General features: G+C 72.8%; 20 protein-coding genes. 9 read left to right on the top strand and 11 right to left on the bottom strand.

What is annotated here, in order from left to right; all coding sequences use genetic code 11:
• Positions 1–5: 5 nt before the first annotated feature.
• Together ARTHRO9V_RS01755 and ARTHRO9V_RS01750 are read right to left on the bottom strand one after the other, a co-directional pair.
• The gene (locus ARTHRO9V_RS01755; protein WP_159825185.1) at positions 6–2,129 is read right to left on the bottom strand and encodes an ATP-dependent DNA helicase RecQ; all 2,124 of its coding nucleotides are present in this window, start codon (positions 2,127–2,129) and stop codon (positions 6–8) included.
• A 102-nt stretch (positions 2,130–2,231) separates the two neighbouring features.
• Positions 2,232–2,753: a DoxX family protein gene (locus ARTHRO9V_RS01750; protein ID WP_056044783.1), complete on the bottom strand. Its 522-nt coding sequence runs from the start codon at positions 2,751–2,753 to the stop codon at positions 2,232–2,234.
• 80 nt (positions 2,754–2,833) lie between these two features.
• Here ARTHRO9V_RS01750 and ARTHRO9V_RS01745 point away from each other — a divergent pair, with 80 nt between their 5' ends.
• Positions 2,834–3,865, top strand: coding sequence for an alcohol dehydrogenase catalytic domain-containing protein (locus ARTHRO9V_RS01745; protein ID WP_159825183.1), 1,032 nt, complete (start codon positions 2,834–2,836; stop codon positions 3,863–3,865).
• A 6-nt stretch (positions 3,866–3,871) separates the two neighbouring features.
• On the opposite strand, the gene ARTHRO9V_RS01740 is transcribed toward ARTHRO9V_RS01745, so the two are convergent.
• Positions 3,872–4,063, bottom strand: coding sequence for a hypothetical protein (locus tag ARTHRO9V_RS01740; protein WP_056044780.1), 192 nt, complete (start codon positions 4,061–4,063; stop codon positions 3,872–3,874).
• 61 nt (positions 4,064–4,124) lie between these two features.
• Between ARTHRO9V_RS01740 and ARTHRO9V_RS01735 the strand changes: the two genes are divergently transcribed.
• A complete protein-coding gene (locus ARTHRO9V_RS01735; protein ID WP_159825181.1) occupies positions 4,125–4,508 on the top strand; it encodes a cupin domain-containing protein in 384 nt (127 codons plus the stop codon).
• A gap of 97 nt (positions 4,509–4,605) precedes the next feature.
• On the opposite strand, the gene ARTHRO9V_RS01730 is transcribed toward ARTHRO9V_RS01735, so the two are convergent.
• From ARTHRO9V_RS01730 to ARTHRO9V_RS01715, 4 genes are all read right to left on the bottom strand, one after another.
• Positions 4,606–5,718 carry an epoxide hydrolase family protein gene (locus ARTHRO9V_RS01730; RefSeq protein ID WP_056044776.1) on the bottom strand — a complete coding sequence of 371 codons (1,113 nt, stop codon included), beginning with the start codon at positions 5,716–5,718 and terminating at the stop codon, positions 4,606–4,608.
• Positions 5,719–5,736: 18 nt separating this feature from the next.
• Complete coding sequence (locus tag ARTHRO9V_RS01725) at positions 5,737–6,357, bottom strand: NAD(P)H-dependent oxidoreductase (RefSeq protein ID WP_056044774.1); 621 nt, start codon at positions 6,355–6,357, stop codon at positions 5,737–5,739.
• 112 nt (positions 6,358–6,469) lie between these two features.
• Complete coding sequence (locus tag ARTHRO9V_RS01720) at positions 6,470–7,294, bottom strand: alpha/beta hydrolase fold domain-containing protein (RefSeq protein WP_159825179.1); 825 nt, start codon at positions 7,292–7,294, stop codon at positions 6,470–6,472.
• Positions 7,291–7,962, bottom strand: coding sequence for a TetR/AcrR family transcriptional regulator (locus tag ARTHRO9V_RS01715; protein WP_159825177.1), 672 nt, complete (start codon positions 7,960–7,962; stop codon positions 7,291–7,293). The genes ARTHRO9V_RS01720 and ARTHRO9V_RS01715 overlap by 4 nt, the downstream gene beginning before the upstream one ends.
• A gap of 110 nt (positions 7,963–8,072) precedes the next feature.
• Between ARTHRO9V_RS01715 and ARTHRO9V_RS01710 the strand changes: the two genes are divergently transcribed.
• Genes ARTHRO9V_RS01710 through ARTHRO9V_RS01695 form a run of 4 tightly spaced genes read left to right on the top strand, consistent with a single transcriptional unit; the run spans position 8,073 to position 14,477 of the window.
• The gene (locus ARTHRO9V_RS01710; protein WP_159825175.1) at positions 8,073–9,410 is read left to right on the top strand and encodes an extracellular solute-binding protein; all 1,338 of its coding nucleotides are present in this window, start codon (positions 8,073–8,075) and stop codon (positions 9,408–9,410) included.
• On the top strand, positions 9,407–10,369 hold the full coding sequence (locus ARTHRO9V_RS01705) for a carbohydrate ABC transporter permease (RefSeq protein ID WP_056044767.1): 963 nt from the start codon (positions 9,407–9,409) through the stop codon (positions 10,367–10,369). The genes ARTHRO9V_RS01710 and ARTHRO9V_RS01705 overlap by 4 nt, the downstream gene beginning before the upstream one ends.
• A complete protein-coding gene (locus ARTHRO9V_RS01700) occupies positions 10,366–11,337 on the top strand; it encodes a carbohydrate ABC transporter permease (RefSeq protein ID WP_082059946.1) in 972 nt (323 codons plus the stop codon). Before ARTHRO9V_RS01705 ends, ARTHRO9V_RS01700 begins: the two co-directional genes overlap by 4 nt.
• Positions 11,334–14,477: a glycoside hydrolase family 2 TIM barrel-domain containing protein gene (locus tag ARTHRO9V_RS01695; protein WP_159825173.1), complete on the top strand. Its 3,144-nt coding sequence runs from the start codon at positions 11,334–11,336 to the stop codon at positions 14,475–14,477. The genes ARTHRO9V_RS01700 and ARTHRO9V_RS01695 overlap by 4 nt, the downstream gene beginning before the upstream one ends.
• A gap of 123 nt (positions 14,478–14,600) precedes the next feature.
• On the opposite strand, the gene ARTHRO9V_RS01690 is transcribed toward ARTHRO9V_RS01695, so the two are convergent.
• Together ARTHRO9V_RS01690 and ARTHRO9V_RS01685 are read right to left on the bottom strand one after the other, a co-directional pair.
• Positions 14,601–15,314: a bifunctional 2-polyprenyl-6-hydroxyphenol methylase/3-demethylubiquinol 3-O-methyltransferase UbiG gene (locus tag ARTHRO9V_RS01690; RefSeq protein WP_159825171.1), complete on the bottom strand. Its 714-nt coding sequence runs from the start codon at positions 15,312–15,314 to the stop codon at positions 14,601–14,603.
• The gene (locus tag ARTHRO9V_RS01685; protein ID WP_159825169.1) at positions 15,311–16,330 is read right to left on the bottom strand and encodes an NAD(P)/FAD-dependent oxidoreductase; all 1,020 of its coding nucleotides are present in this window, start codon (positions 16,328–16,330) and stop codon (positions 15,311–15,313) included. The genes ARTHRO9V_RS01690 and ARTHRO9V_RS01685 overlap by 4 nt, the downstream gene beginning before the upstream one ends.
• Before the next feature lie 80 nt (positions 16,331–16,410).
• Here ARTHRO9V_RS01685 and ARTHRO9V_RS01680 point away from each other — a divergent pair, with 80 nt between their 5' ends.
• Together ARTHRO9V_RS01680 and ARTHRO9V_RS01675 are read left to right on the top strand one after the other, a co-directional pair.
• Positions 16,411–17,028 carry a helix-turn-helix domain-containing protein gene (locus tag ARTHRO9V_RS01680; RefSeq protein ID WP_123570750.1) on the top strand — a complete coding sequence of 206 codons (618 nt, stop codon included), beginning with the start codon at positions 16,411–16,413 and terminating at the stop codon, positions 17,026–17,028.
• A 76-nt stretch (positions 17,029–17,104) separates the two neighbouring features.
• Positions 17,105–20,620, top strand: coding sequence for a TM0106 family RecB-like putative nuclease (locus tag ARTHRO9V_RS01675; RefSeq protein ID WP_159825167.1), 3,516 nt, complete (start codon positions 17,105–17,107; stop codon positions 20,618–20,620).
• A gap of 31 nt (positions 20,621–20,651) precedes the next feature.
• Here the strand turns inward: ARTHRO9V_RS01675 and map are convergent, their stop codons facing one another.
• Positions 20,652–21,428 (bottom strand): type I methionyl aminopeptidase, encoded by a 777-nt coding sequence (map, locus tag ARTHRO9V_RS01670; RefSeq protein WP_159825165.1) that lies wholly within the window; start codon positions 21,426–21,428, stop codon positions 20,652–20,654.
• 80 nt (positions 21,429–21,508) lie between these two features.
• Here map and ARTHRO9V_RS01665 point away from each other — a divergent pair, with 80 nt between their 5' ends.
• Positions 21,509–21,808 (top strand): helix-turn-helix transcriptional regulator, encoded by a 300-nt coding sequence (locus ARTHRO9V_RS01665; RefSeq protein WP_123569972.1) that lies wholly within the window; start codon positions 21,509–21,511, stop codon positions 21,806–21,808.
• A gap of 75 nt (positions 21,809–21,883) precedes the next feature.
• Here ARTHRO9V_RS01665 and tmk read toward each other — a convergent pair whose 3' ends face one another.
• Positions 21,884–22,540, bottom strand: a complete 657-nt coding sequence (tmk, locus tag ARTHRO9V_RS01660; protein ID WP_123569973.1) for a dTMP kinase — start codon at positions 22,538–22,540, stop codon at positions 21,884–21,886.
• Positions 22,541–22,728: the final 188 nt, after the last annotated feature.

Here is a 22,728-nt window from a genome sequence, read left to right as displayed (position 1 = left end):
ACGACTCAGCCGACCACCGCGAGGGCGAAGGGCAGCACGGCGGGGGCCCCGGCGCGGCGCAGGTCGCGTCCGGCCACCGTGAGCGTCCAGCGGCTGTCGACCAGGTCGTCGACGAGCAGCACCGGCCCGGACACGTCGGCGAGGGCCGCGGCCAACTCGGGGCCGACCTCGAAGGACTGCCAGACGTCGGCCAGACGGTAGACGCTGTTGCCGCCCTGGCCGCGGCCGGCCGAGGGGCGGGCGCTGCCGAGCGTGCCGAGCAGCGGCAACCGCCCGACGGTGCTGATCGCCTCGGCCAGCGACCCGACGAGCTGCGGCCGTGACGTCGACGGCATCGCGACGACCCCCACCGGGCGTTCGGCCCACGGCCACTCCTTCAGGACGCGCACGACCCCGTCGAGCAGGTGCTTCGACAGGGGAGCGTCGGGGGCGGTCGCCGCGAAGACCTCGCGGAGGGTGTTGCCCCACCCCAGGTCGGTCAGTCGGGCGAGCGCCCGACCCGGCTCGACCCGTTCGCCCTCGGGGATCTTGCCCTTGACGGCGACCCCGGCCCGGTCGGCGCCCGTGGGCCACTGGGCCCGGGGGTCGATCTCGACGCCGACCCGGTCGAGGGTGCTCGCGGCCGAGGTCGCCGCCTCGCCGGCGATGTCGGTCGGGTACCAGGTGCCCGCGCAGACGTCGCACCGCCCGCAGGGCTCGGCGGCCGGATCGTCGAGGTCGACCTGCAACATCTGCATGCGGCAGGTCTCGCCGCGCTCGAACGCGAGCATCGACTCTTGCTCGGCGACCCGGGCCGCGGCGATGCGGTCGTAGCGTTCGGCGTCGTAGACCCAGGGCTCGCCCGTGCTCACCCAGCCGCCCTGGACCCGGCGGACGGCACCGTCGACGTCGAGCACCTTGAGCATCAGTTCGAGCGGGGTGCGCTTGACGTCGACCCGCGCCTCGAGGGCGGGCGTCGACAGCGGTGTCTCGCCCAGCTCGGCCAGCACGGCCGCCGCCCGCGCCTCGGAGGGCATCGAGGCCGTGGCGAAGTATTGCCAGATCTCGGCGTCCTCGGTGCCGGGCAGCAGCAGCACGTCGGCGTTGTCGGTGGCGCGACCCGCTCGGCCGATCTGCTGGTAGTACGCGACGGGCGACGACGGCGCGCCGAGGTGGATCACGAAGCCGAGGTCGGGTTTGTCGAAGCCCATGCCGAGGGCGCTCGTGGCGACCAGTGCCTTGAGGTCGTTGCCCTTGAGGCGCTGTTCGAGCTGTTCGCGTTCTTCGGGGTCGGTGCGGCCCGAGTACGACCGCACGTCGTGCCCGGCCTCGCGCAGCAGGCGGGCGGTGTCGTCGGCGGCCGAGATCGTGAGCGTGTAGATGATGCCGCTGCCGGGCAGGTCGGCGAGGTGGCTGAGCAGCCAGCCGAGTCGATCGCGCGAGGTCGGCAGCTGCAGCACCCCGAGACGCAGGGAGGCGCGCGCCAGCGACCCCCGGATCGTCAGCACCTCGTCGCCCGGCCCCACGGCGAGTTGCTCGGCGACGTCGGCCACGACGCGAGCGTTGGCCGTGGCCGTCGTCGCCAGGACGGGCACGCCCGTGGGCAGGGTGCGGATGAGGTCGGCGAGGCGACGGTAGTCGGGCCGGAAGTCGTGGCCCCAGTCGGAGATGCAGTGCGCCTCGTCGACGACGAGCATGCCGAGCCGGGCGATGAGGACGGGCAGCTGCTCGTCGCGGAACCGCGGGTTGTTGAGTCGTTCGGGGGAGACGAGCAGCACGTCGATCTCGTCGTCGACGAGCTGCTGCTGGACGTCGGACCACTCGTGGGCGTTCGCCGAGTTGACCGCGACGGCCCGGACCCCGGCCCGGGCGGCGGCGGCGACCTGGTCGCGCATCAGGGCGAGCAGGGGGGAGACGAGCAGCGTCGGGCCGGTGCCGCGTCGACGAAGAAGCAGGGTGGCGATGAAGTACACCGCCGACTTGCCCCAGCCGGTGCGCTGGACGACGAGGGCTCGACGACGATCGGCGACGAGCGCCCGGATGGCCTCGAGCTGCCCGTCGTGGAAGACGGCGTCGTCGCGCCCGGTGAGCGCCCGCAGCAGGTCGAGTGCCTCGGCGTCGATGTCGGTCGCGGTGCTCGTCGGTGTCATGGCCCCATGCTCGCAGAGGCCACCGTCACCCGCCGGACGGACGGAGGGCGCGACCACCCGACGTCGGGGGTCGCGCCCTGGGGACGAGACGAGGGAGGCGGGTCAGCCCGCCGAGGAGTCCGAGCCCGGCTCGGCCGGGGGAGTGGCCCGCTTGCCGAGCTCGACCGCCACGAACGAGGCGACGACGCCGGCGACGAGCGCGAAGACCGTTCCGCCGGCACCCCACGACTTCTTGCCGAAGAGCTGGTCGACCGAGGGCCCGCCGGGGCCCGAGGCCAGGGCGGCGGCGGCGGCGATCAGGACGGCGTTGTACTCGTAGCCGCCCTCGGTCACCCACGGGCCCTTGGAGAGGTGCACCTTGCGGACGGCGGTGACCATCGTGCCGACGATGCCGGCGGCGGCGAGCGGGGTCGCCGCGCCGAGGGCGAGTGCGGCACCGCCGGCGGTCTCGGTGACCGCGACCAGACGGGCGTTGCGGGCGGCGGGGTGCATCCCCGTGCCGGCCATCATCTGCTCGGTGCCGGCGAGTCCGGGACCGTCGAAGGCGCCGGTCAGCTTCTGGAGTCCGTGGCCGACGAAGAAGCCGCCGACGGTCAGGCGGAGGAGGGTGGATGCGAGGCTCATGCACCGTTCCTACCCGGTGTGGGCCGTCGCCGTCCGCGGCGGGGAGCGTCCGGTCCGCCCGCTCGTGTCAGGATCGGGGGATGCGCGCCGTCCAGTACGACCAGTTCGGGTCGATCCCGACCATCGTCGACCTCCCGGCACCCGTGCCGCCCGCCCACGGCGTCGTGGTCCGCGTCGCGGCCACGGGGGTGTGCCGGAGCGACTGGCACGCCTGGAAGGGTCACGACGACTCGGTGCGCCTTCCCCACGTGCCGGGCCACGAGTTCGCGGGCGTGGTGACGGCGGTGGGTGCCGACGTCTCCCAGGTCGCCGTCGGCACCCGCGTGACCGCCCCGTTCGTCTTCGCCTGTGGCACGTGCGACGAGTGCCGTGCCGGTGCCACCCAGGTGTGCTCGCGTCAGCAGCAGCCCGGCTTCACCCTTCCCGGCTCGTACGCCGAGTCGTTGGTCGTCCCGCACGCCGACGTGAACGTCATCGCCCTGCCGGACGAGGTCGGCTTCGTCGAGGCGGCGGCGCTCGGCTGCCGCTTCGGCACGGCGTACCACGCCCTGCACGCCCGGGCCCGCGTCCGGGCGGGTGAGTGGGTCGCCGTCTTCGGCTGCGGCGGAGTGGGTCTCTCGGCGGTCGCCGTGGCGGTGGCCGCCGGTGCTCGCGTCGTCGCGTCGGACATCTCGCCCGCCGCCCTCCAACGGGCCGCCGAACTGGGTGCCGAGACCGTCCCCATGGACGACCTCGCCGTCGACCGGGTCCGAGCCCTCACCGGGGGAGGCGCCGACGTCGCCCTCGACGCGTTCGGCAGCCGGGTGACGTCCGTCGCGTCCGTCGCGTCCCTCCGTCCGCGGGGTCGACACGTCCAGGTGGGCCTGCTGCTCGACGACGACGCCGCCCCGGTGATCCCGATGGGGCGGGTGATCGCCGACGAACTCGAACTGTTGGGCAGTCACGGCATCTCGGTGGGCGAGTACGCCGCGATGCTCGACGACGTCGTCGCGGGCCGACTGCGTCCGCAGGAGTCCATCGGTCGGATCATCGCCTTCGACGACCTGCCCGACGCCGTGGCCGCCATGGACCGGCCGGCGACCACCGCCGGCATGACGGTGGCCGTGTTCTGACCCGATCTACCTCAGTCCTCGAAGGTTGGTGACGCTCAGCCAGATCAGGCAGAGCATGCCGATCAGCGTGAAGTACGACCCCGACTTCCCCGGATCGAGGACGATCAGGACGATCGAGGCCGCCGCGATCGTCACGGCGACGGCGAGGAGGACGCGCCACGTGGTGCGGCCCGTCGGGGGCGGGGGATTCGAGGTCATCCTCCATGCTGTCATCCCTCCCCGGCGTCCGCGAGGGGCCCGGTACGGGGAGGATGGCCCCATGACTGCACTCCAGGGAATCGACGTCGCGGCCGAACTCCGACAGGTGACCGAGCACTGGACGCCGCGGGTCGTCGGGCAGGTGAACGACCAGTACGTGAAGGTCGCGAAGCTGCTCGGCGAGCTCGTCTGGCACGCGCACGACGCCGAGGACGAGATGTTCCTCGTCGTCTCGGGCACCTTACGCATCCAGCTCCCCGACGACCACGAGGTGCTGCTCACCCCCGGGCAGTTCCACGTCGTGCCTCGGGGAGTGCCGCACAACCCCGTCGCCGACGACGAGGTCGAGATCGTGCTGATCGAGACCACCACGACGGCCCACACCGGTGACGTCGTCGTCGACCGCACCGTGCCCGTCGACCGTCAGGTCGGCGACTTCCGCTGACGACGACCGGTCTGGCATCCGCCCTCGCACCCGCTCGGGCACTCGGCCTCGGGACCGCACCCGGCAGGCCGCCCCGGCGTCGCCAGCGGGCGGCGACTCAGGTGAGATCGCGGGAGAAGCTCGCGATGTCGGCCGCGAGCAGCTCGGGTTCTTCGTGCGGTGCGAAGTGTCCACCCCGCGGCATCTCGGTGAAGCGGACGACGTCGTGGGTCCGTTCCGCCCAGCGGCGCGGGGGATGCACCAGGTCGCGGGGGAACACCGCGACCGCCGTCGGGACGCTCACCCGGATCACCGGGGTCGTGTGCCCGGCAGCGTGCTCCCAGTACGGGCGCAGGGCCGTGGACGCCGCGCCGGTGAACCAGTACAGCGAGGCGAGCTCGAGGAGGTAGTCGTCGCTGAAGCGCGTCGAGACGTCACCGGCGCAGTCGCTCCAGGCGCGGTGCTTCTCCAACAGCCACGAGAGCAGGCCGACCGGTGAGTCCGACAGGGCGGGTGCCAGGGTGAGCGGGCGCGTCCGTTGCTGGTGTTCGTAGGCGCCCTCGGTCGCCGACCACGAGGCGACCTCGTCGAGGTGTGCGCGTTCGTCGGATGCGAGACCGGCAGGGTCGTACTCCGGGGGACCGCCCACGGCGAGCAGGTGGATGCCGGCCACCTCCTCGGGGTGGCTCTGAGCGAGTCGGGAGGTGATGCCCGCCCCGAGATCGCCGCCGTGGGCGACGTAGCGGGAGAACCTGAGCTCGTCGGTCATGAGACGGTGCCACAGCTCGTGCGTCTGGTCGCCGAGCGTGGGTCGGGGCGGCGAGAACGGGAACCCCGGCAGCGCGGGGACGATGACCGTCATCGCGTCGTCGGGGTCGCCTCCGTGCTCGGACGGCCGTGACAACCGCCGGGCGAGCTCGACCAGTTCGAGTGCCGTGCTCGGCCAGCCGTTCGTGAGCACCACGGGCAGTCGCTTCGAGTCCTCGCCCTCGAACCGGAGGTACGACAGCGCGGTGCCGTCGAGGTCCACCGAGCCCCACGGCAGCGACGCCATGCGGCTCTCCCGGGCTCGCCAGTCGAAGCCGGTGACCCAGTGCCGCGCAAGGCGGCGCAGGACGGCTTCGTCGGTCCCCGCCTGCCAGGCGTCCACGGGCCAGCCGGTCGCCCATCGGGTCGATCCGACACGGTCGAGGAGGTCGGTCAGGTCGGCGTCCGACACGGAGAGGTCCATGGCCTCATCTTCCCGTGATCAGGCCGTCGACCCCGAGGAGGCGCGGGGCGCGTTCCCGAGGACGGCGCGAGCCACCGTGTCGACGGCGTCCTCGACGAGCGCGTCCCGGGCGTCGGCGTCGTCTCGCTCGGACTCGTGCACGACGATCGTCGCGCCTCGCCGGGCGCCGACGTAGTCCACGATCCCGTGCTCGATCTGCGTCCGCATCGCCGTCTCGTAGCCGTGCCGTTCGTACGTCCCGGCCGAGTCGCCGGCCACGGCGAGGAGGTGCACGGTCAACCTGCCGAGCCGGCGGCGCGTACCGCCCTCGGGGTCGATCTCGAACGCCCACCCGTTGACGAAGACCCTGTCGATCCAGCCCTTCATCAGGGCGGGCATCGACCACCAGTAGACGGGGAACGCCAGGACGAGGTGGTCCGCCCGGTCGATCCGCTCCTGTTCGCGCACGACGTCGGCGGGAACGGTCCGGTGGCCACGGTAGGCCGCGCGGTCCGCCGTGCCGAAACGTGGGTCGAACCCTTCCGCCGCGAGGTCGGCCAGCTCGACCGTGCCCGGCGGCAGGGCCTGCACGAGCCGTCGGGCGACACCGGAGGTCAGTGAGGCGTGATCGGGATGGGCGGTGACGATGAGCGTGTTCACGGCGACCAGTCAATCCGGTCCCGCTGGGCACCCGTCGACTGGGCAGGGCAGGGCAGGACCGGACCGGACAGGACAGGACAGGACAGGACAGGACAGGGCAGGGCAGGGCAGGTCAGCCGCCGCGGGTCCACTCCGCGACGAGCGAGACGGTGTGGGCGTACTCGGCCAGCCGGGGCCGGTTCAGGAAGGCATGGCGGGTGCCCGTCAGGACGTGGTGCCGCACGTCGACCCCCGCGTCGGCGAGCTCCCCGGCGAACACGTCGCCCGAGGCGCGCATGTTGTCGCGCTCGGCGGCCACCACGAGCGTCCGGGGGAATCCCGAGAGGTCGTGACCTCCGGGGAAGGCGAGACGGTCGGCCAGTGCCGTCCGCGAGCCGGCGTAGTTGCGGTTCATCACGTCGAGCGCCCACCTCGCGTGGCTGAGTCCCCGGTGTCCGCCCGACCGGTGGCGTGCCTCCGCCATCGGGGGATGCGCCGGGTGGAAGAAGCCGTAGGCGAAGACGGCGCCCACCGGAGGGCGACCCTCGTCGATCGTGCGGAGGGTGGCCGCGGCGGCGAGGCACGCCCCCGCGCTCGCGCCTCCGACGACGACGCCCTCGGGCGACCGGTCGGCCACCTCGCCGTAGGCCGTCACCACGTCGTCGAGTGCCCCCGGGTACCGGCTGCGCGACGGCATCAGCCCGGCCACGAGACCGAGACCCGGAGGAGGCGCGAGGCGGTAGTCCACCGTGGCGACCCTCACCCCGCGTGCGGCGAGCGACCGCGCCACGTCGTGCGCCTCCGGCTGGTCGAGCCCTCCGCGGAAGAACCCACCGCCGTGCAGCCACAGCAGCGTCGGCCCGGGCGAACCCGTCGACACCGGCCACGGCTCGTACCAGCGGACGGGCACGGGGACCCGGTCGGTCCCGCCACCCGGGGCGGCGAGTAGTCGGCTCATGCCCCGTCGACCGTGTCGTCGGGCAGGACCAGCAGGTCGAGGTGGTCCTGCAACTGCTGCACCACGTCGATGCGGTCCGGGTCGAGCAGCCACTGCAGCTGGATGCCGTCCCACAGGGCCACGAGCCCGGACGCCGCCCGGTCGGGGTCGACCCCGGGGCGCAATCGACCCCGCGCCTCCAGCGCTCGCAGGGCGTCGCCGTACTCGGCACGCAGACGCTCGAAGCGCTCACGCACGTAGTCGCTGCCGGGGTTGCCGGTCGTGACCGCCTCGCCCGCCAGCACCGCGTAGAGCGCGATGAGTCCGGGCACCGTCTCGTTGTGTCGCGCCTGCCCGAGGACGGTCCCGATCAGGTCACCCCGGTCGGGAGGCTCGGCCGAACGGTCCGAGACCGTGTCGCGACGTTCGAGCACCGCGAGCAGCAGCGCGCTCTTCGACGGGAAGTAGTGCAGCAGGCTCGTCTGACTCATGCCGACGACGTCCGCCACGTCACGGAGCGACCCGCCGACGTAGCCCTTGGTGGAGAACACCTCGAAGGCCGCCTCGACGATCGCGAGCCGGCGTTCGGCCGACTTCGCGTACGGGCCGCGACGCGTGGGACGAGAACCGTCGGCACCACCCGCGGGCGCGCCTCCTGGGTCGCTCGTCGTCGAGCCGGTCGTCGTCATGATCGGCCACTCTACGACCTCCCGGACACCTCGCCCGTGAAATTCGAGCGACCACTCGAATTTGTGTTAGCGTCGCTGACGCCACGGCCCCACGACGAAGTGAGATGAACATGAGCCCGATTTCCCGACGGCAGTTGCTCGGCCTGGGGGTGACCGCCGGCGCCACTGCCATGCTCGCCGGCTGCGCCACGCCCGGGACGACCTCCGTGAACTCCCTGCCGACCATCCCCGCGGCCGACGGCCCGGTCAAGCTCCAGTACTGGGCCTGGCTCAAGGGCCTCAACCAGGTCACCGCCTTGTACAACAAGAGCCAGTCGCGCGTCCAGGTCGAGACCGTCTTCATCCCCGGCGGCAACGCGGGCGGCTACCAGAAGCTGTACTCGGCGCTCGCCGCGGGGGCCGGGCCCGACATCGCCCAGGTCGAGCTGCGCTCGCTGCCCGAGTTCCTCCTCGCCAACGGCGTCGTCGACCTGAAGCGCTACGGCGCCGACCAGTACGCCGACCTCTACGACCCCACGCTGTGGAACCAGGTCAGCTACACCGACGGCGTCTACGCGATCCCGCAGGACAGCGGCCCGATGGGCATGTTCTACCAGCCCGCCGTCTTCGACACCGTCGGCGCCGGCGTCCCCGCCACGTGGGACGAATGGGCCGCGGTCGGCACCGAACTCAAGGGGGCCGGCGTGCTGATGGACTCCTTCCCGCTCGCCGACGCCTCGCTGTTCGCCGCCTACGCCACCCAGGCCGGTGCCTCGTGGCTGCGCGCCGAGGACGACGGCTGGGTCATCGACATGACCGACGAGGCGACCCTGACCGTCGCCCGGTTCTTCGACAAGGCGATCGACGACGGCATCGTCACGACCGCCTACGGCGCCTACACGCCGGCCTGGTTCTCGGCCGCCAGCGCGGGCACGATCGCCTCCGTCGCGACCGGCTCGTGGGGTGACGCCCTGATCGAGGGCGTCAGCGGCGCCGAGGGCAAGTGGAAGTGCGCCCCGCTGCCCACCTGGCAGACCGGCTACGCGTCGAGCTTCCTCGGCGGCTCGACCGCCGCGATCCTCGCGAACAGCCAGCACCCCCAGGAGGCGCTGGACTTCGCCGTCTGGATGACCACGACCCCCGAGGGCATCAACGCCCTCATCGAGTTCTGCGGCATCGGTTGGTCGCCGGCCCGCGACGTCGTCGGCTCGCTGCGCGAGCAGCCCAGCCCGTTCTTCAGCGGTCAGAACTACAACCAGGAGGTCTTCGTGCCCGCCACGAAGGAGTCCTCGCAGAACCAGGACTGGAGCTGGTGGCCCATCACCCAGCAGTCCTTCAACATCCTGAGCGACGGGTTCCGGGGCAAGGCGTCGGGCGGCACGCTCGTCGACGCCGTGGCCCAGGCCGAGAAGGACATCATGGCCGTCTTCCAGAACAAGGGCCTCACCATCCGGAAGGCGAACGCATGAGCGCCGCGACCGACACCAGGCCCGACGCGGCGACCGACTCGACCCGCGCCTCCTCGGGGCCCCGCCGCAGCAGCTCGAAGGGCGCCGTCAAGCGGGCGCCCTGGGTGCTGCTCGCGCCGTTCCTGGCGCTCTTCGCCCTGACCTTCGTGATCCCGATCGTCATCGCCCTCTTCTCGAGCTTCACGAAGGTCACCCGCAGCGGCCTGTTCGGCGAGGGCGGCGTGACCAGCGGCTTCGCCGGCTTCGACAACTACGCCCAGGTCATCGGCGACCCCAACTTCGTCGCCTCGATCGGCCGCATGTTCCTGTTCGGCATCGTCCAGGTGCCGGTCATGCTCATCCTCTGCACGGTGCTCGCGCTGCTGCTCGAGTCGGCGTCGGCGAAGTGGCCCGGCGTGTTCCGCGCCGCGTACTTCCTGCCGTACGGCGTGCCCGGCGTCATCGCGACCATCCTCTGGTCGTTCCTGTACGTGCCCGGTCTCAGCCCGATCATCGACATCGGCGAGGTCTTCGGCGTCACCCCCGACTTCCTCGGGGCGAACACCGTGCTGTGGTCGATCGCGAACATCGTGACCTGGAGCTACACCGGCTACAACATGCTGATCATCATCGCCCAGCTCAAGTCGATCCCGGTCGAGCTGTACGAGGCCGCCAAGGTCGACGGTGCGTCGTCGTTGCGCGTCGCGTTCAGCATCCAGCTGCCGCTGATCCGTCCGGCCCTGCTGCTCACCGCCGTCTTCTCCATCATCGGCACCCTGCAGCTGTTCGCCGAGGCCCAGGTGCTGCAACGCGTCTCGCCGGCGATCGACAGCCAGTACACGCCCAACCTCAGCGCGTACACCACGGCCTTCGCCTACAACGACTACAACGTCGCGGCCGCCCAGTCCGTGCTGATCGCCCTCGTCGCGTTCGCGCTGTCGATCACGTTCCTCAGCATCACGAACAGGAAGCAGAAATGAGCCTCTCGACGAAGGGCGCCGAGCACGCCACCGAGACCGAGTCCATCGTGACGGCACAGGGTCGCGGCCGCGGTGCCGAGAAGCCCGCCCGCCGCCGTGCCCGGAGCGCCGGCCCCGACCGCACGGCCGGACGCTCGAAGGCGTCCACCATCATCGTCACGGCCGTCCTGGTCGTGGTGGCGCTGTACTTCCTGGTGCCGGTCTACTGGGTCGTCGTCGCGGCGACCAAGACCACGCCCGACCTGTTCGGCACCTTCGGCTTCTGGTTCGCCCCGACCTTCTCGCTCTGGGACAACCTCGGCCAGGTGCTGACCTACGGCGACGGCATCTTCGTGCGGTGGGTGCTCAACTCGGTGCTCTACGCCGGCGTCGGAGCCCTGATCGCGACGTACTTCGCCGCGGCCGGCGGCTACGCGCTCGCCAAGTACGAGTTCCGCGGACGCAACGTCGTCTTCGGCACGATCCTCGGCGGCGTGCTCGTGCCCGGCACCGCCACGGCCCTGCCCCTCTTCCTGCTGTTCAGCCAGATGGGCATCGCCAACACCTATTGGAGCGTGCTGCTGCCGTCGCTCGTGTCGCCGTTCGGCCTGTTCCTCTGCCGCATCTACGCGCAGGCCACGGTCGACACGTCGCTCATGGAGGCCGCCCGCCTCGACGGCGCCAGCGAGCTGCGCATCTTCCACACCCTGGGACTGCGCATCCTCACCCCGGCGCTCGTCACGGTGTTCCTGTTCCAGCTCGTGGGCATCTGGAACAACTACTTCCTGCCTCTGGTCATGCTGAGCGACGTGGACAAGTTCCCCGTCACGCTCGGCCTCAACAACTGGCTCAGCCAGACCGACCGCCTGCCCGAGTTCTACCAGCTGACGACCGGCGGCGTGCTGCTGTCGATCATCCCGCTGGTCATCGCCATGGTCGTCCTCCAGCGCTTCTGGCGCGGCGGCCTTACCGAAGGAAGCGTCAAGTGACCCCCAGCACCACACCGTCCACCGTCTCCGCCGACTACCTCACCGACACCGGCCCGGGTCAGGGTGCCCGCACACCGGCGCGGTCGTGGCTGCACACCGACGCCCCGACGCTGTCCCTCGACGGCACCTGGTCGTTCCGTCTGCTGCCCGGCGCCCCCGGCACGCTGGGCAGCCGCGGCGTGCTGCCCGAGGGCGAGCCCGTCGACGGCGTCGGCGCGGTCGACGTCGACGAGTCGTCCTGGGGCGAGATCGAGGTGCCGTCGCACTGGGTGCTCGGCGGTGACGGTTCGCGCGGCGCCCCGATCTACACCAACGTGCAGTTCCCGTTCCCGACCGAGCCGCCCTTCGTGCCCGACGCGAACCCGACCGGCGACCACCGCCGGACGTTCGAGCTGCCGTCGTCCTTCGACGGCGCCGAGCGCGTGCTGCTGCGGTTCGACGGCGTCGAGTCGCGCTACGTGGTGTGGCTGAACGGCGTCGAGATCGGCATGGGCGTCGGCAGCCGCCTCGCCCAGGAGTTCGACGTCACCGACGCCCTGCACCCGGGCGAGAACGTGATCGCGGTGCGCGTGCACCAGTGGTCGGCGTCGAGCTACGTCGAAGATCAGGACCAGTGGTGGCTGCCCGGCATCTTCCGCAGCGTCACGCTGCAGGCCCGCCCGGTCGGCGGCCTCGACGACGTCTGGCTGCAGACGCCGTTCCACGGCACGGCCGGTCAGGGCGAAGGAGGCGCGACGATCGTCCCCGAGATCACCGCCGGCGAGGCCGCCTACCCGGTCACCCTCTCGGTGCCCCAGCTCGGCGTCGAGGTGACCTGGGCCACCCCGGCCGACGTCGCGCCCGTCGCGCTCGACGCGGTCGAGCCGTGGTCCGCCGAGACCCCGCGCCTCTACGACGCGACCGTCTCGAGTGCGGGCGGCGCCGAGACCGTCTCGTTGCGCCTCGGCTTCCGCACGGTCCGCATCGTGGGCGACCAGTTCGAGGTCAACGGCCGCCGCGTCGTGTTCCACGGCGTCAACCGCCACGAGACCCACCCCGACCGTGGCCGCGTCTTCGACGAGGAGTGGTCGCGCCGCGACCTCGCCCAGATGAAGCGGTTCAACGTGAACGCGATCCGCACGTCGCACTACCCGCCGCACCCGCGCCTCCTCGACCTCGCCGACGAGCTGGGCTTCTGGGTCGTCCTCGAGTGCGACCTCGAGACCCACGCCTTCGAACGCCAGGAGTGGATCGGCAACCCCAGCGACGACCCGGACTGGCACGACGCCTACGTCGACCGCATGGTGCGCACCGTCGAGCGCGACAAGAACCACCCGAGCATCGTCCTCTGGTCGCTCGGCAACGAGGCGGGAACGGGTCACAACCTCGCGGCGATGGCGGCGTGGACCCACGCCCGTGACGGGGGCCGTCCCGTGCACTACGAGGGCGACTACACGGGCGCCTACACCGACGTCTACTCGCGCATGTACTCGTGGATCGACGAGACGCGCGCCATCGGGTCGGGCGACGAGTCCGTCCCGCTGCTGGGCTGCACGCCGGCCGAGGCCGCGCGCCAGCGCTCCAAGCCGTTCCTGCTCTGCGAGTACGTCCACGCGATGGGCAACGGCCCCGGCGCGATCGACGAGTACGAGGACCTGGTCGACGCGTACCCGCGCCTGCACGGCGGCTTCGTCTGGGAGTGGCGCGACCACGGCCTGCGCACGCACACGGCCGACGGCGTCGAGTACTTCGGCTACGGCGGCGACTTCGGCGAGGTCGTCCACGACGGCAACTTCGTCATGGACGGCATGGTGCTGAGCGACGACACCCCGTCACCGGGCCTCTACGAGTGGGCCCAGGTCGTTGCCCCGATCCGCCTGCGCTTCGAGACGCCCACCGTCGACGGTCGACCGGGGCTCGTCGTGTCGAACCTGCGGCATTCGGCGAGCGCCTCCGACGTGGTCTTCCGCTGGGTCGCGTCACACGACGGCGAGGAGGTGCGCTCGGGCACGCTCGACGTGGTCGGCCTCGACGGCGGCGCCCTGGCCGCCCACGAGACGGTCGTCGTCCCGCTGCCCGAGGTGCCCGTGTCGGGCACCGGCGAGACGTGGTTCACGGTCACCGCCGAGCTGGCCGACGCCACCGTGTGGGCGGACGCGGGTCACGTGCTCTCGACCCAGCAGCTCGACCTCACGCCGGCACCGGTGCCGGTCGCGACACCGCGCCCCGCAGTCGTGGGTGACGTGCGCGACCGCGTGGCCCGCGCCTCCTCGGGGCGCGTCGAGCTCGGTCCGGCCGTCTTCGACGACGGGCGGCTGGTCTCGCTGGCCGGGCGCCCGGTCGACGGCGCCCGCCTCGAGCTGTGGCGCGCGCCGACCGACAACGACCGCGGCGAGTGGCTGACGCCGAAGGACCGCGACCGCGACGTGATGCGCAACCGCCACCGCGTCGACCTGTACGAGGTCGGCGTGCTGCCCAGCTCGCAGGACACCTGGCTGCTCGCCGGGCTCGACCGGATCACCGCGCGCGTCGAGTCGGTGAGCGTCGCGCCGGACTCGGTCCGGGTGCGGACGCGCTACGCCGCGGCCGACACGCGCAACGCGGTGACGACCGACGAGCAGTGGCAGCTCGTCGGTGACGACCTCTGGCTGTCGGTCGACATCGTCCCGACGGGGTGGTGGGACATGGTCTGGCCCCGAGTCGGCGTGCGCTTCGACCTGCCGGGCGACGTCGACCACGCCTCGTGGTTCGGCACCGGTCCGCGCGAGTCCTACCCCGACAGCCGTCACTCGGCGTTCGTCGGACGCTACGAGTCGGGCATCGACGACCTGTCGGCCGGGTACGCCCGCCCACAGGAGACGGGGCACCGCAGCGACCTGCGCACGCTCGACCTCGGCCCCGCCGGTCGGCCGTGGCTCCGCGTCGAGGCGGTGCCGAGCGCCACGGGTGGACGACCCGGCTTCACGCTGAGCCGCCACACGGCCCAGCAGATCGGCGTGGCCGAGCACCCGCACGAGCTGCCCGCGAGTGACCGCACCCACCTGTACCTCGACGCCGCCCAGCACGGCGTCGGGTCGCGGGCGTGCGGACCGGACGTCGCGTCGCGGCACGTGCTGCGTCCGGGCGCCCACCAGCTGCGCCTGAAGTTCAGCGCGCTGTAGCGGGCCGACCCCGCCGAGGACGGGCGGGTCCGTGCCGGGCGGGCGTCTCAGGACGCCCGTGCCGGACGGACCCGCCCGTCCTGCGTGCGGCCGCGTCCGCGTGCCGCCCGGGCGGCGCCGACCTCAGCCGTCCCGGCGCGTGGCGCGGACGACCACGTCGGCCACGTGCCAGACCTCACCGTCGGGGCCCGTCATGTCACGCGGGCGCACCTCGGCGACGTCGACCCGCCACGAGTCGGGGGAGAGCCCGCCGACCACCTCGCCGACGGTGAAGAGCATGGCCGGGTCGCCGTGCTTCCCGGCGCCGCCCGGCAGGGCGTCGACGTCGTGGCCGACGATCAGCAGGGTGCCGCCCGGTGCCACGCCGTCGGCCAGTGCCGGGAACAGCCGCTCGCGGTCGGTGGGCGGCAGGTGCATGAAGTGCGCCGTGACGAGGTCGAAGGAGGCGCGGGTCGGGCTCCACTCCGTCAGGTCCGCCTGCTGCCAGGTGAGGTGGGCCGGGTCGACGTCCTCCTGCTCGCGGGCCAGCGCGGCCGCCTTGTCGAGGGCGTTCTGCGAGATGTCGACGCCCGTGACCCGCCAGCCCCGCGAGGCGAGCCAGAGGGCGTCGCCGCCCTCGCCGCTGCCGACGTCGAGTGCGCGACCGGGGGCCAGCTGGGCGACCTCGGCGACGAGGGCGGCGTTGGGGCGTCCGCTCCAGGCGCGGCCGGGCTGCCCGTAGCGGTCCTCCCAGTAGTCGCGGTCGAAGACGGGGTGGGCGTGCCCGTTCCCGTGTCGCTCCTTCTCCTGCTCGTGCTCGTGGTGGTGCTGCTGCTGCCCTCGCTCCGCCTCGCTCATGCGTCGATCCTCTCCCCGGTGCGCAGGGCGGCGACGGCCGCCGCGACCTCGTCCGTGACCAGGTCCATGTTGATCGCTGCGCCGGCCATCGTGCCCGCTGCGGCCGCCGCGACGACCTGCGCCATCGGTTCGGTGACGTTGCCCGCGAGCCAGACCCCCGGCACGGCCGATCGGCCGGTGAGCGGCTCGATCGTGGCGAGGTGGGTGCCGACGCCGGCGGGGTGCTCGGTCGCCTCGAGTCCGAGGTCGGCGAGGAAGTCCGCCCGCGAGCGGACCCGGGGCATGACGGCCAGGGCGCCGACGTCGACCGTGCGACCGTCGTCGAGCGTCACGCCGGTGAGGGCGTCGTCCTCGACCCGGAGGCGCGCGACCGGGCCGTCGACCACGGTGACCCCGCGGGCCCGCAACTGCTCGGCCTGCTCGTCGTCGGGGGTGAACGAGGCGTTGGTGAACAGGACGATCTCGCGGCTCCACTGCCCGAAGAGCAGGGCCTGGTGCATCGCGAACGGGCTCGTGGCCAGCACGCCGATCACGCGGTCCTGCACCTCCCAGCCGTGGCAGTACGGGCAGTGCACGGCGTCGCGGCCCCAACGCTCGACGAGGCCGTCGACGGCGGGCAGCTCGTCGACGAGGCCGGACGTCACCAGGAGGCGCCGGGCACGCACCTCGGACGCGTCACCACCCCTGCCGGTGACGGTCACGACGAAGGGGGCGACGGGGTCGTCGTCGCGACGGACGCCGGTCACGGTGCCCGACGTGATCGCGCCTCCGTACGCCCCGACCTCGGCGCGACCGAGGCGGGTGAGCTCGCGCGGGGCGACGCCGTCGCGGGTGAGGAACGCGTGGACGCCCTCGGCGGGAGCGTTGCGGGGCCGGTCGTCGTCGACGACGAGCACGGTGCGGCGGGCGCGGACGAGCGACAGGGCGCCGCTGAGTCCGGCGGCACCGCCGCCGATCACGACGACGTCGTGGACGACGTCGTGGACGGCGCCGACCGGGTGGGTGTTCTGGTTCATGGTGTGACCTCCTGACCCGATCCTGCGACCTGGATCGTCGGGCTGGCAATCCAAGTTGCCGAAGTGGCAAGATGACCGGCATGGACCACCCCACGAACGCCCCCGGTGCCGACGCCCCGAGCACCGACGACGTCCTCGCCGCGGTCGGCCCGCGCCTCCGTGCCCTGCGCGCGCGGCGCGGCGTGACCCTCGCCGAACTGGGGGAGCGGACCGGCATCTCGGTCAGCACCCTGTCCCGGCTCGAGTCCGGGCTTCGACGGCCCACCCTCGAACAGCTGTTGCCGCTCGCCCGCGAGCACGGGGTTCCGCTCGACGACCTCGTCGGCGCGCCCGAGACCGGCGACCCCCGCGTGCACCTCAAGCCCCGGCAACAGCACGGCATGACGGTCGTGCCGCTCTCGCGCGGCGGCGGCGCGATCCAGGCCTTCAAGATGGTGATTCCTGCGGACTCGCCTCGGAGCGAACCCGTGCTCCGCACGCACGAGGGCTACGACTGGCTGTACGTGCTGCGCGGACGCATCCGGCTCGTGCTGGGCGACCTCGACCTCGTGCTGCCCGCCGGCGAGGCGGCCGAGTTCGACACGCGCACGCCGCACTGGTTCGGCCGGGCCGACGACCGGGCCGTCGAGGTGCTCAGCCTGTTCGGTCGGCAGGGCGAGCGGCTGCACCTGCGGACCGCGCCCGGCTCGCCCGCGTGAGGCGTCCCGGGGTGTCGGTGGCGCCTCCTAGGCTCGGGGCGGGCGTCCAGGCCGCGTCCCGACAGAAGGAGTCCGCGTGTACCTCGACGACGACCGGGTGGTCACCAGCCCGTCCGACCTGACGACCTGGGCCGCGTGCGAGTGGTCGTTCCTCCGACGGCTCGACGCGAAGCTCGGCCGGGTCGACGCCGTCGCCGACGCGTCCGACGACATGCTCGACCGCACGGCCCGGCTCGGCGACGCGCACGAGCTGCGGTACCTCGAGGCGCTGCAGGCGACCCGTGACGTCGTCGAGTTCGACCGTCCGGCCCCGTCGGGCTACGCGGCGGCCGCCGAGGAGGCGCGGCTCGCCATGGCCTCCGGGGCCGACGTGCTCTTCCAGGCGACGTTCTTCGACGGATCGTTCATCGGCTTCAGCGACTTCGTGGTGCGCACCGACGACGGCACCTACGAGGTCTACGACACCAAGCTCGCCCGCCACGCGAAGATCCCCGCGCTGCTGCAGGTCGCGGCCTACACCGACCAGATCCGCGCGCTCGGACTGCCGTCGGCCGACACCGTGCGCCTCGTGCTCGGCGACGGCAGCGAGAGCGTGCACGACGTCGCCGACGTGCTGCCGGTCTACCGGGTCCAGCGTGACCGGCTGCGGGCCGCCCTGGCCGAGCGGCTCGCCGCCGAGGGTCCGCTCACCTGGGGCGACCCGGGCGTCACCGCCTGCGGGCGCTGCACGGCCTGCCAGGCCCAGGTCGACGAGCACCGCGACCTCGTGCTCGTCGCCGGCCTGCGCGGCGAGCAACGTCAGCGGCTGCACCTGGCCGGCGTCGCCACGATCGACGAGCTCGCCGGGTCGGACGGGCCCGTCGCCGGCATCGGGGCGACGGCCCTCGCCCGCCTGCGGGGGCAGGCCCGGGTGCAGCTCGCCACCGAGCGCGACCACACCGGCGCGCCCGCGGTCGAGGTCGTCGACGCCGACGCCCTGCGGACGATCCCGCGGCCCGACGCCGGCGACGTCTTCTTCGACTTCGAGGGCGACCCGCTCTACACCGAGGGCGACGGGCGGGCCTGGGGCCTCGACTACCTCTTCGGGCTGGTCGAGGCCGACGGCACCTTCCGGGCCTTCTGGGCGCACGACTTCGCGGGCGAGCGGCAGGCGCTGATCGACTTCCTCGACTACCTCTCCGAGCGCCGCCGGCGATTCCCCGACCTGCACGTGTACCACTACGCCTCGTACGAGCGCAGCCACCTGCTCTCGCTGGCGGCCCGCCACGGCGTCGGCGAGGACGCGGTCGACGACCTGCTCCGCGACGGCGTGCTCGTCGACCTCTACCCGGTCGTGCGGCAGGCGTTGCTCGTCGGGTCGCACAGCTACTCGCTCAAGAAGCTCGAGCCGCTCTACATGGGTGACGACCTCCGGCAGAGCGACGTCAAGACGGCCACCGCCAGCATCACCATGTACGTCGACGCCATCGCCGAGCGCACCACCGGCGACGCGGCGCGGGGTGACCAGATGCTCGACGAGGTCCGCGACTACAACGAGTACGACTGCCGGTCGACCCTGCGGCTGCGCGACTGGTTGCTCGAGCTGGCCGACCGGCACGGCACCCGGGGCGACGACCCCGACGGCCCGACCGCGCCCGACCCGCTCGAGCTCGCCCGCGTGCCCCGCGAGCCGAACCCGGTCGCCGTGGGCCTCGCGGCGCACGTGGCCGACGTCGACCCGCTCGACCGCACCCCCGACCAGACGGCCATCGCCCTCGCGGCGTCGGCCATCGACTACCACCGCCGCGAGGCCAAGACGTTCTGGCAAGAGCACTTCGACCGCCTCCGCAATCCGGTCGACGACTGGGCCGACACCCGCGACGTGTTCGTGGTCGAGACGGCCTCGGTCGAGCGCGAGTGGCAGAAGCTGCCCCGGGCCCGCAAGCTCAGCCGCGAGGTGCGGCTGCGCGGCCGCCTCGCGCCCGGCAGTCGCCTGGGCGAAGGAGGCGCGCCCTACGCCGTCTACGACGCCCCCGTCCCGCCCGGGGTCGCCTCGCTCGGCCCCGGGCTGCGGGGTGCCGTCGGGTCGACGGTGGTCGAGGCCGGCTCGAACGGCGACCGGCACGAGGTCGTGCTGCTCGAGCGCGTCACCGGCGACGACGACCGGCACGACGCGTTCCCGGTCGCGCTGACGCCCGCCGCGCCTCCCCGAGCCACTCCCCAGCCCGAGGCGATCGCCGAATGGGGTGGGCACGTGCTCGACGCCCTGCCCGAGATGCTGCCCGACCCGGCGTTCGACCTGCTGCGGCGGCAGCCGCCGCGTCGGCGGTCGGGTGGCGGGCCCGCACCCGTGGTCGGGAACGACACCGTCTCGGCCGTCGTCGAGACCCTGCTCGACCTCGACCGCTCGTACCTCGCCGTCCAGGGTCCTCCCGGCACGGGCAAGACCTACGTCGGTTCGCGGGTCGTCGCCCGGCTGGTGCGTGAGCACGGCTGGCGTGTCGGGGTCGTCGGGCAGTCGCACGCCGTGGTCGAGAACGTCCTGCGGGCGGCGATCACGGCCGGGGTCGATCCCGAGCGCGTGGGCAAGGTGCCGAAGTCGGGCACGACCGCCGAGCAGGCCGACGAGCAGCCCTGGCGTGCCCTGAAGTCCGGCGGTGAGGCCGCGTTCCTCGCCGAGGCCGACGGTGGCGCGGGCGGTGCCGGGGTCGACGGCGGCGGGCAGGCCGTGGGGGCCGTGTTCGGGGCGACGGCCTGGGGGTTCGCCAACGCCGACAAGGTGGCCCGCGCCTCCCTCGACCTGCTGGTCGTCGACGAGGCCGGGCAGTTCTCGCTCGCCTCGACCGTGGCGGCCTCGGTCGCCGCGACGCGGTTGCTGCTGCTCGGCGACCCGCAGCAGCTGCCGCAGGTCAGCCAGGGCAGCCACCCCGAGCCGGTCGACGAGTCGGCCCTCGGCTGGTTGGCCGACGGCCACGACGTGCTGCCGGCCGAGTACGGCTACTTCCTCGCCACCACCTGGCGCATGCATCCGGCGCTGTGCGCCCCGGTCAGCGAGCTGTCCTACGGCGGGGCCCTGACCGCCCATGTGTCCGACCGCCGGCTCGAGGGCGTCACACCCGGCCTGCACGTCGAACCGGTGACGCACGTCGGCAACACCACCTCGTCGGTCGAGGAGGCCCGGGCGGTCGTCGAGATCGTGCGGTCGGTCGTCGGGCTCGACTGGTCGGACGCCGACGGCACCCGGCCCCTGACCGCGGCCGACGTCATCGTCGTCGCGCCGTACAACGCCCACGGCGCCGTGCTGCGCGAACACCTCGACGCGGCCGGCTTCGACGAGACGCCCGTCGGCACGGTCGACCTGTTCCAGGGGCAGGAGGCCGTCGTGGCCGTCGTCTCGCTGGCGGCGTCGAGTGCCGCCGACATCCCGCGCGGGCTGGACTTCCTGCTGATGCCGAACCGGTTGAACGTGGCCTTGTCGCGGGCGAAGTGGGCGGCGTTCCTGGTGCACTCCCCGCTGCTCGCGACGGGCTTGCCCACCTCGATCGCGGGGCTCGGGCTGCTGAGCGGGTTCCTGCGCCTGACCGGGCAGGGCCAGCCGGCCGTCGAGGGTTGAGCCGGTCCGTGCGGAGGGGCTGGCGGTCGGGCTAGCGGACGGGGCGCCGCGTCAGCACCTCGGCGCCGTCCTCGGTGATGGCGATCGTGTGCTCGCTGTGGGCCGTCCGGCAGCCCGTCGCGCTGCGCAGCGTCCAGCCGTCGGCGTCCGTGACGAGCTCGTCGGTGTCGGTCATCACCCACGGTTCGAGCGCGAGCAACAGCCCGGGCCGCAGGCGGTAGCCCCGCCCCGGGCGCCCGGTGTTCGACACGTGCGGGTCCTGGTGCATGGTCGAGCCGATGCCGTGGCCGCCGAACTCGACGTTGATCGGGTAGCCCGCGTCCGACAGCACCGAGCCGATCGCGTGCGACAGGTCGCCGATGCGCGCCCCCGGCCCGGCCGCCGCGATGCCGGCCTCGAGCGCCCGCTCGGTCGTCTCGATCAGGCGGACGCTCTCGGCCGGACGGGAGTCGCCCACGACGAAGCTCACCGCCGAGTCGGCCGCCACCCCGTCGAGCACGACGGCGAGGTCGAGCGTCAGCAGGTCGCCGTCGACGAGTCGTCGGTCGTGCGGCAGCCCGTGCAGCACGGCGTCGTTCACGGCCGTGCAGACGTAGTGGCCGAAGGGGCCCCGGCCGAACGACGGCGCGTAGTCGACGTAGCACGAGACCGCCCCGGCCTCGTCGATCATCGTCTGGGTCCACGAGTCGACGTCGAGCAGGTTCGTGCCGACGGTCACCCGGTCGCGCAGCGTCTGCAGGATGGTGCCGACGAGTGCGCCGGTCGCCCGGGCACGTTCGATCTCGGAGGGGTTCAAGATCTCGATCATGGGTGTCCTGCCGTTCGCGTGCCGAAGATCATCCCGGTAAAGGTATCCCAGTCGGGCCGTCGGCGCACTACGCTCGGGGCATGGTCCGTCTGCCGCTCACGCCCGCCGAGATCGAACGCGGTCGCCGCCTCGGGGTGCTGCTGAGGCGGGCCCGTGGCTCCCGGCCGATGCTGCAGGTCGCCCTGGACGCCGGGCTGTCGCCCGAGACCCTGCGAAAGATCGAGACCGGTCGCGTGGCGACGCCGGCCTTCTCGACCATCGCCGCGATCGCCGCTGTCGTCAGCATCTCGCTCGACGACGTCTGGGCCGAGATCACGCGCGACGGAGCCGGGGGAGCAGCGGACGCACCGTCCGTCGTCGACGCGGCCCGCGCCTCCTGACCCCGTCGGGGTGTCGCTCGCGTGCCGGGGCGAGCGTCCCGTCGTGACGGCTCGGTGACCCGAGGAGGCGCGGTGTCAGCCCTGCGGGCGCGCCAGCGACCCGAGGTCGAGCCGGGTCGAGACCTCGTGCCAGACGGCGTCGGCGAGTTCGTCGGTCGAGCGATCGGCGTCGACCGTGACGACGACCTCGTCGGCCTGCTCGATGGCCTCGGCGTAGCGTTCGCGGGCTGCCCGGAGTCGCTCGTCGACCTCGAACCGGTCGGTGGTCGTGCGTCCGCTGGCGAGGCGCTCGAGGGCGACCTCGGGCGAGACGTCGAGGTAGATCGTCAGGTCGGGCAGCATCAGGTCGGTGCTGATGGAGTTCGACGAGGCGATCCAGTCGCTGCCCACGTCGGACGCCTGGTAGGCCTGTGACGACAGGTGGTACCGGTCGCAGAGGACGGTCGTGCCCCGCTCGACGATGCCGAGCATGCCGTCGTGGGCGTTCGTGATGTGGTCGAGGCGGTCGGCGACGAAGAGCGACGCGATGACGCGGTCGTCCAGGTCGACCCGGCGGTTGAAGCCGTTGCGGATCAACGTGCCGACGGGGCCGGTGGTCGGCTCGGCCGTCTGGTGCACCGGCACCCCCGCGTCCTGGAGACGGGCGGCGAGCAGGCGCGCCTGCGTCGACTTGCCCGACCCGTCGATGCCCTCGAACACGATGAACGCCCCACGGGCTGCCTGATCCGTCACCCGGCGAGCCTATCGATCGTCGCCCCCGTCGCGGGACGGACCGCGACGCGGACGTGTGCCGACGGAGGCAGCCCCAGGAGGCGCGGTGAGGTCCCCGATCCCGCCCTCGACGTCTCCGGTCAGCACACGGTGGTGAACGATGCAGGGTGCGCGGTCACCGGTGATCGGTGCGGGGCTGAGTGGTGACG

Origin of the sequence: Frigoribacterium sp. 9N (genome assembly GCF_902506305.1) — a bacterium.
GTDB lineage: Bacteria > Actinomycetota > Actinomycetes > Actinomycetales > Microbacteriaceae > Frigoribacterium.
The sequence above is the reverse complement of the archived record's forward strand: the minus strand, read 5'-3'. Positions and strand labels throughout refer to the sequence as shown.

What these genes read in the sequence shown, in the direction of transcription:
- ARTHRO9V_RS01755 (WP_159825185.1), bottom strand. Translation starts at nt 2,129, where the DNA reads ATGACACCGACGAGCACCGCGACCGACATCGACGCCGAGGCACTCGAC.
- ARTHRO9V_RS01750 (WP_056044783.1), bottom strand. Translation starts at nt 2,753, where the DNA reads ATGAGCCTCGCATCCACCCTCCTCCGCCTGACCGTCGGCGGCTTCTTC.
- ARTHRO9V_RS01745 (WP_159825183.1), top strand. Translation starts at nt 2,834, where the DNA reads ATGCGCGCCGTCCAGTACGACCAGTTCGGGTCGATCCCGACCATCGTC.
- ARTHRO9V_RS01740 (WP_056044780.1), bottom strand. Translation starts at nt 4,063, where the DNA reads ATGACCTCGAATCCCCCGCCCCCGACGGGCCGCACCACGTGGCGCGTC.
- ARTHRO9V_RS01735 (WP_159825181.1), top strand. Translation starts at nt 4,125, where the DNA reads ATGACTGCACTCCAGGGAATCGACGTCGCGGCCGAACTCCGACAGGTG.
- ARTHRO9V_RS01730 (WP_056044776.1), bottom strand. Translation starts at nt 5,718, where the DNA reads ATGGACCTCTCCGTGTCGGACGCCGACCTGACCGACCTCCTCGACCGT.
- ARTHRO9V_RS01720 (WP_159825179.1), bottom strand. Translation starts at nt 7,294, where the DNA reads ATGAGCCGACTACTCGCCGCCCCGGGTGGCGGGACCGACCGGGTCCCC.
- ARTHRO9V_RS01715 (WP_159825177.1), bottom strand. Translation starts at nt 7,962, where the DNA reads ATGACGACGACCGGCTCGACGACGAGCGACCCAGGAGGCGCGCCCGCG.
- ARTHRO9V_RS01710 (WP_159825175.1), top strand. Translation starts at nt 8,073, where the DNA reads ATGAGCCCGATTTCCCGACGGCAGTTGCTCGGCCTGGGGGTGACCGCC.
- ARTHRO9V_RS01705 (WP_056044767.1), top strand. Translation starts at nt 9,407, where the DNA reads ATGAGCGCCGCGACCGACACCAGGCCCGACGCGGCGACCGACTCGACC.
- ARTHRO9V_RS01700 (WP_082059946.1), top strand. Translation starts at nt 10,366, where the DNA reads ATGAGCCTCTCGACGAAGGGCGCCGAGCACGCCACCGAGACCGAGTCC.
- ARTHRO9V_RS01690 (WP_159825171.1), bottom strand. Translation starts at nt 15,314, where the DNA reads ATGAGCGAGGCGGAGCGAGGGCAGCAGCAGCACCACCACGAGCACGAG.
- ARTHRO9V_RS01685 (WP_159825169.1), bottom strand. Translation starts at nt 16,330, where the DNA reads ATGAACCAGAACACCCACCCGGTCGGCGCCGTCCACGACGTCGTCCAC.
- ARTHRO9V_RS01680 (WP_123570750.1), top strand. Translation starts at nt 16,411, where the DNA reads ATGGACCACCCCACGAACGCCCCCGGTGCCGACGCCCCGAGCACCGAC.
- map (WP_159825165.1), bottom strand. Translation starts at nt 21,428, where the DNA reads ATGATCGAGATCTTGAACCCCTCCGAGATCGAACGTGCCCGGGCGACC.
- ARTHRO9V_RS01665 (WP_123569972.1), top strand. Translation starts at nt 21,509, where the DNA reads ATGGTCCGTCTGCCGCTCACGCCCGCCGAGATCGAACGCGGTCGCCGC.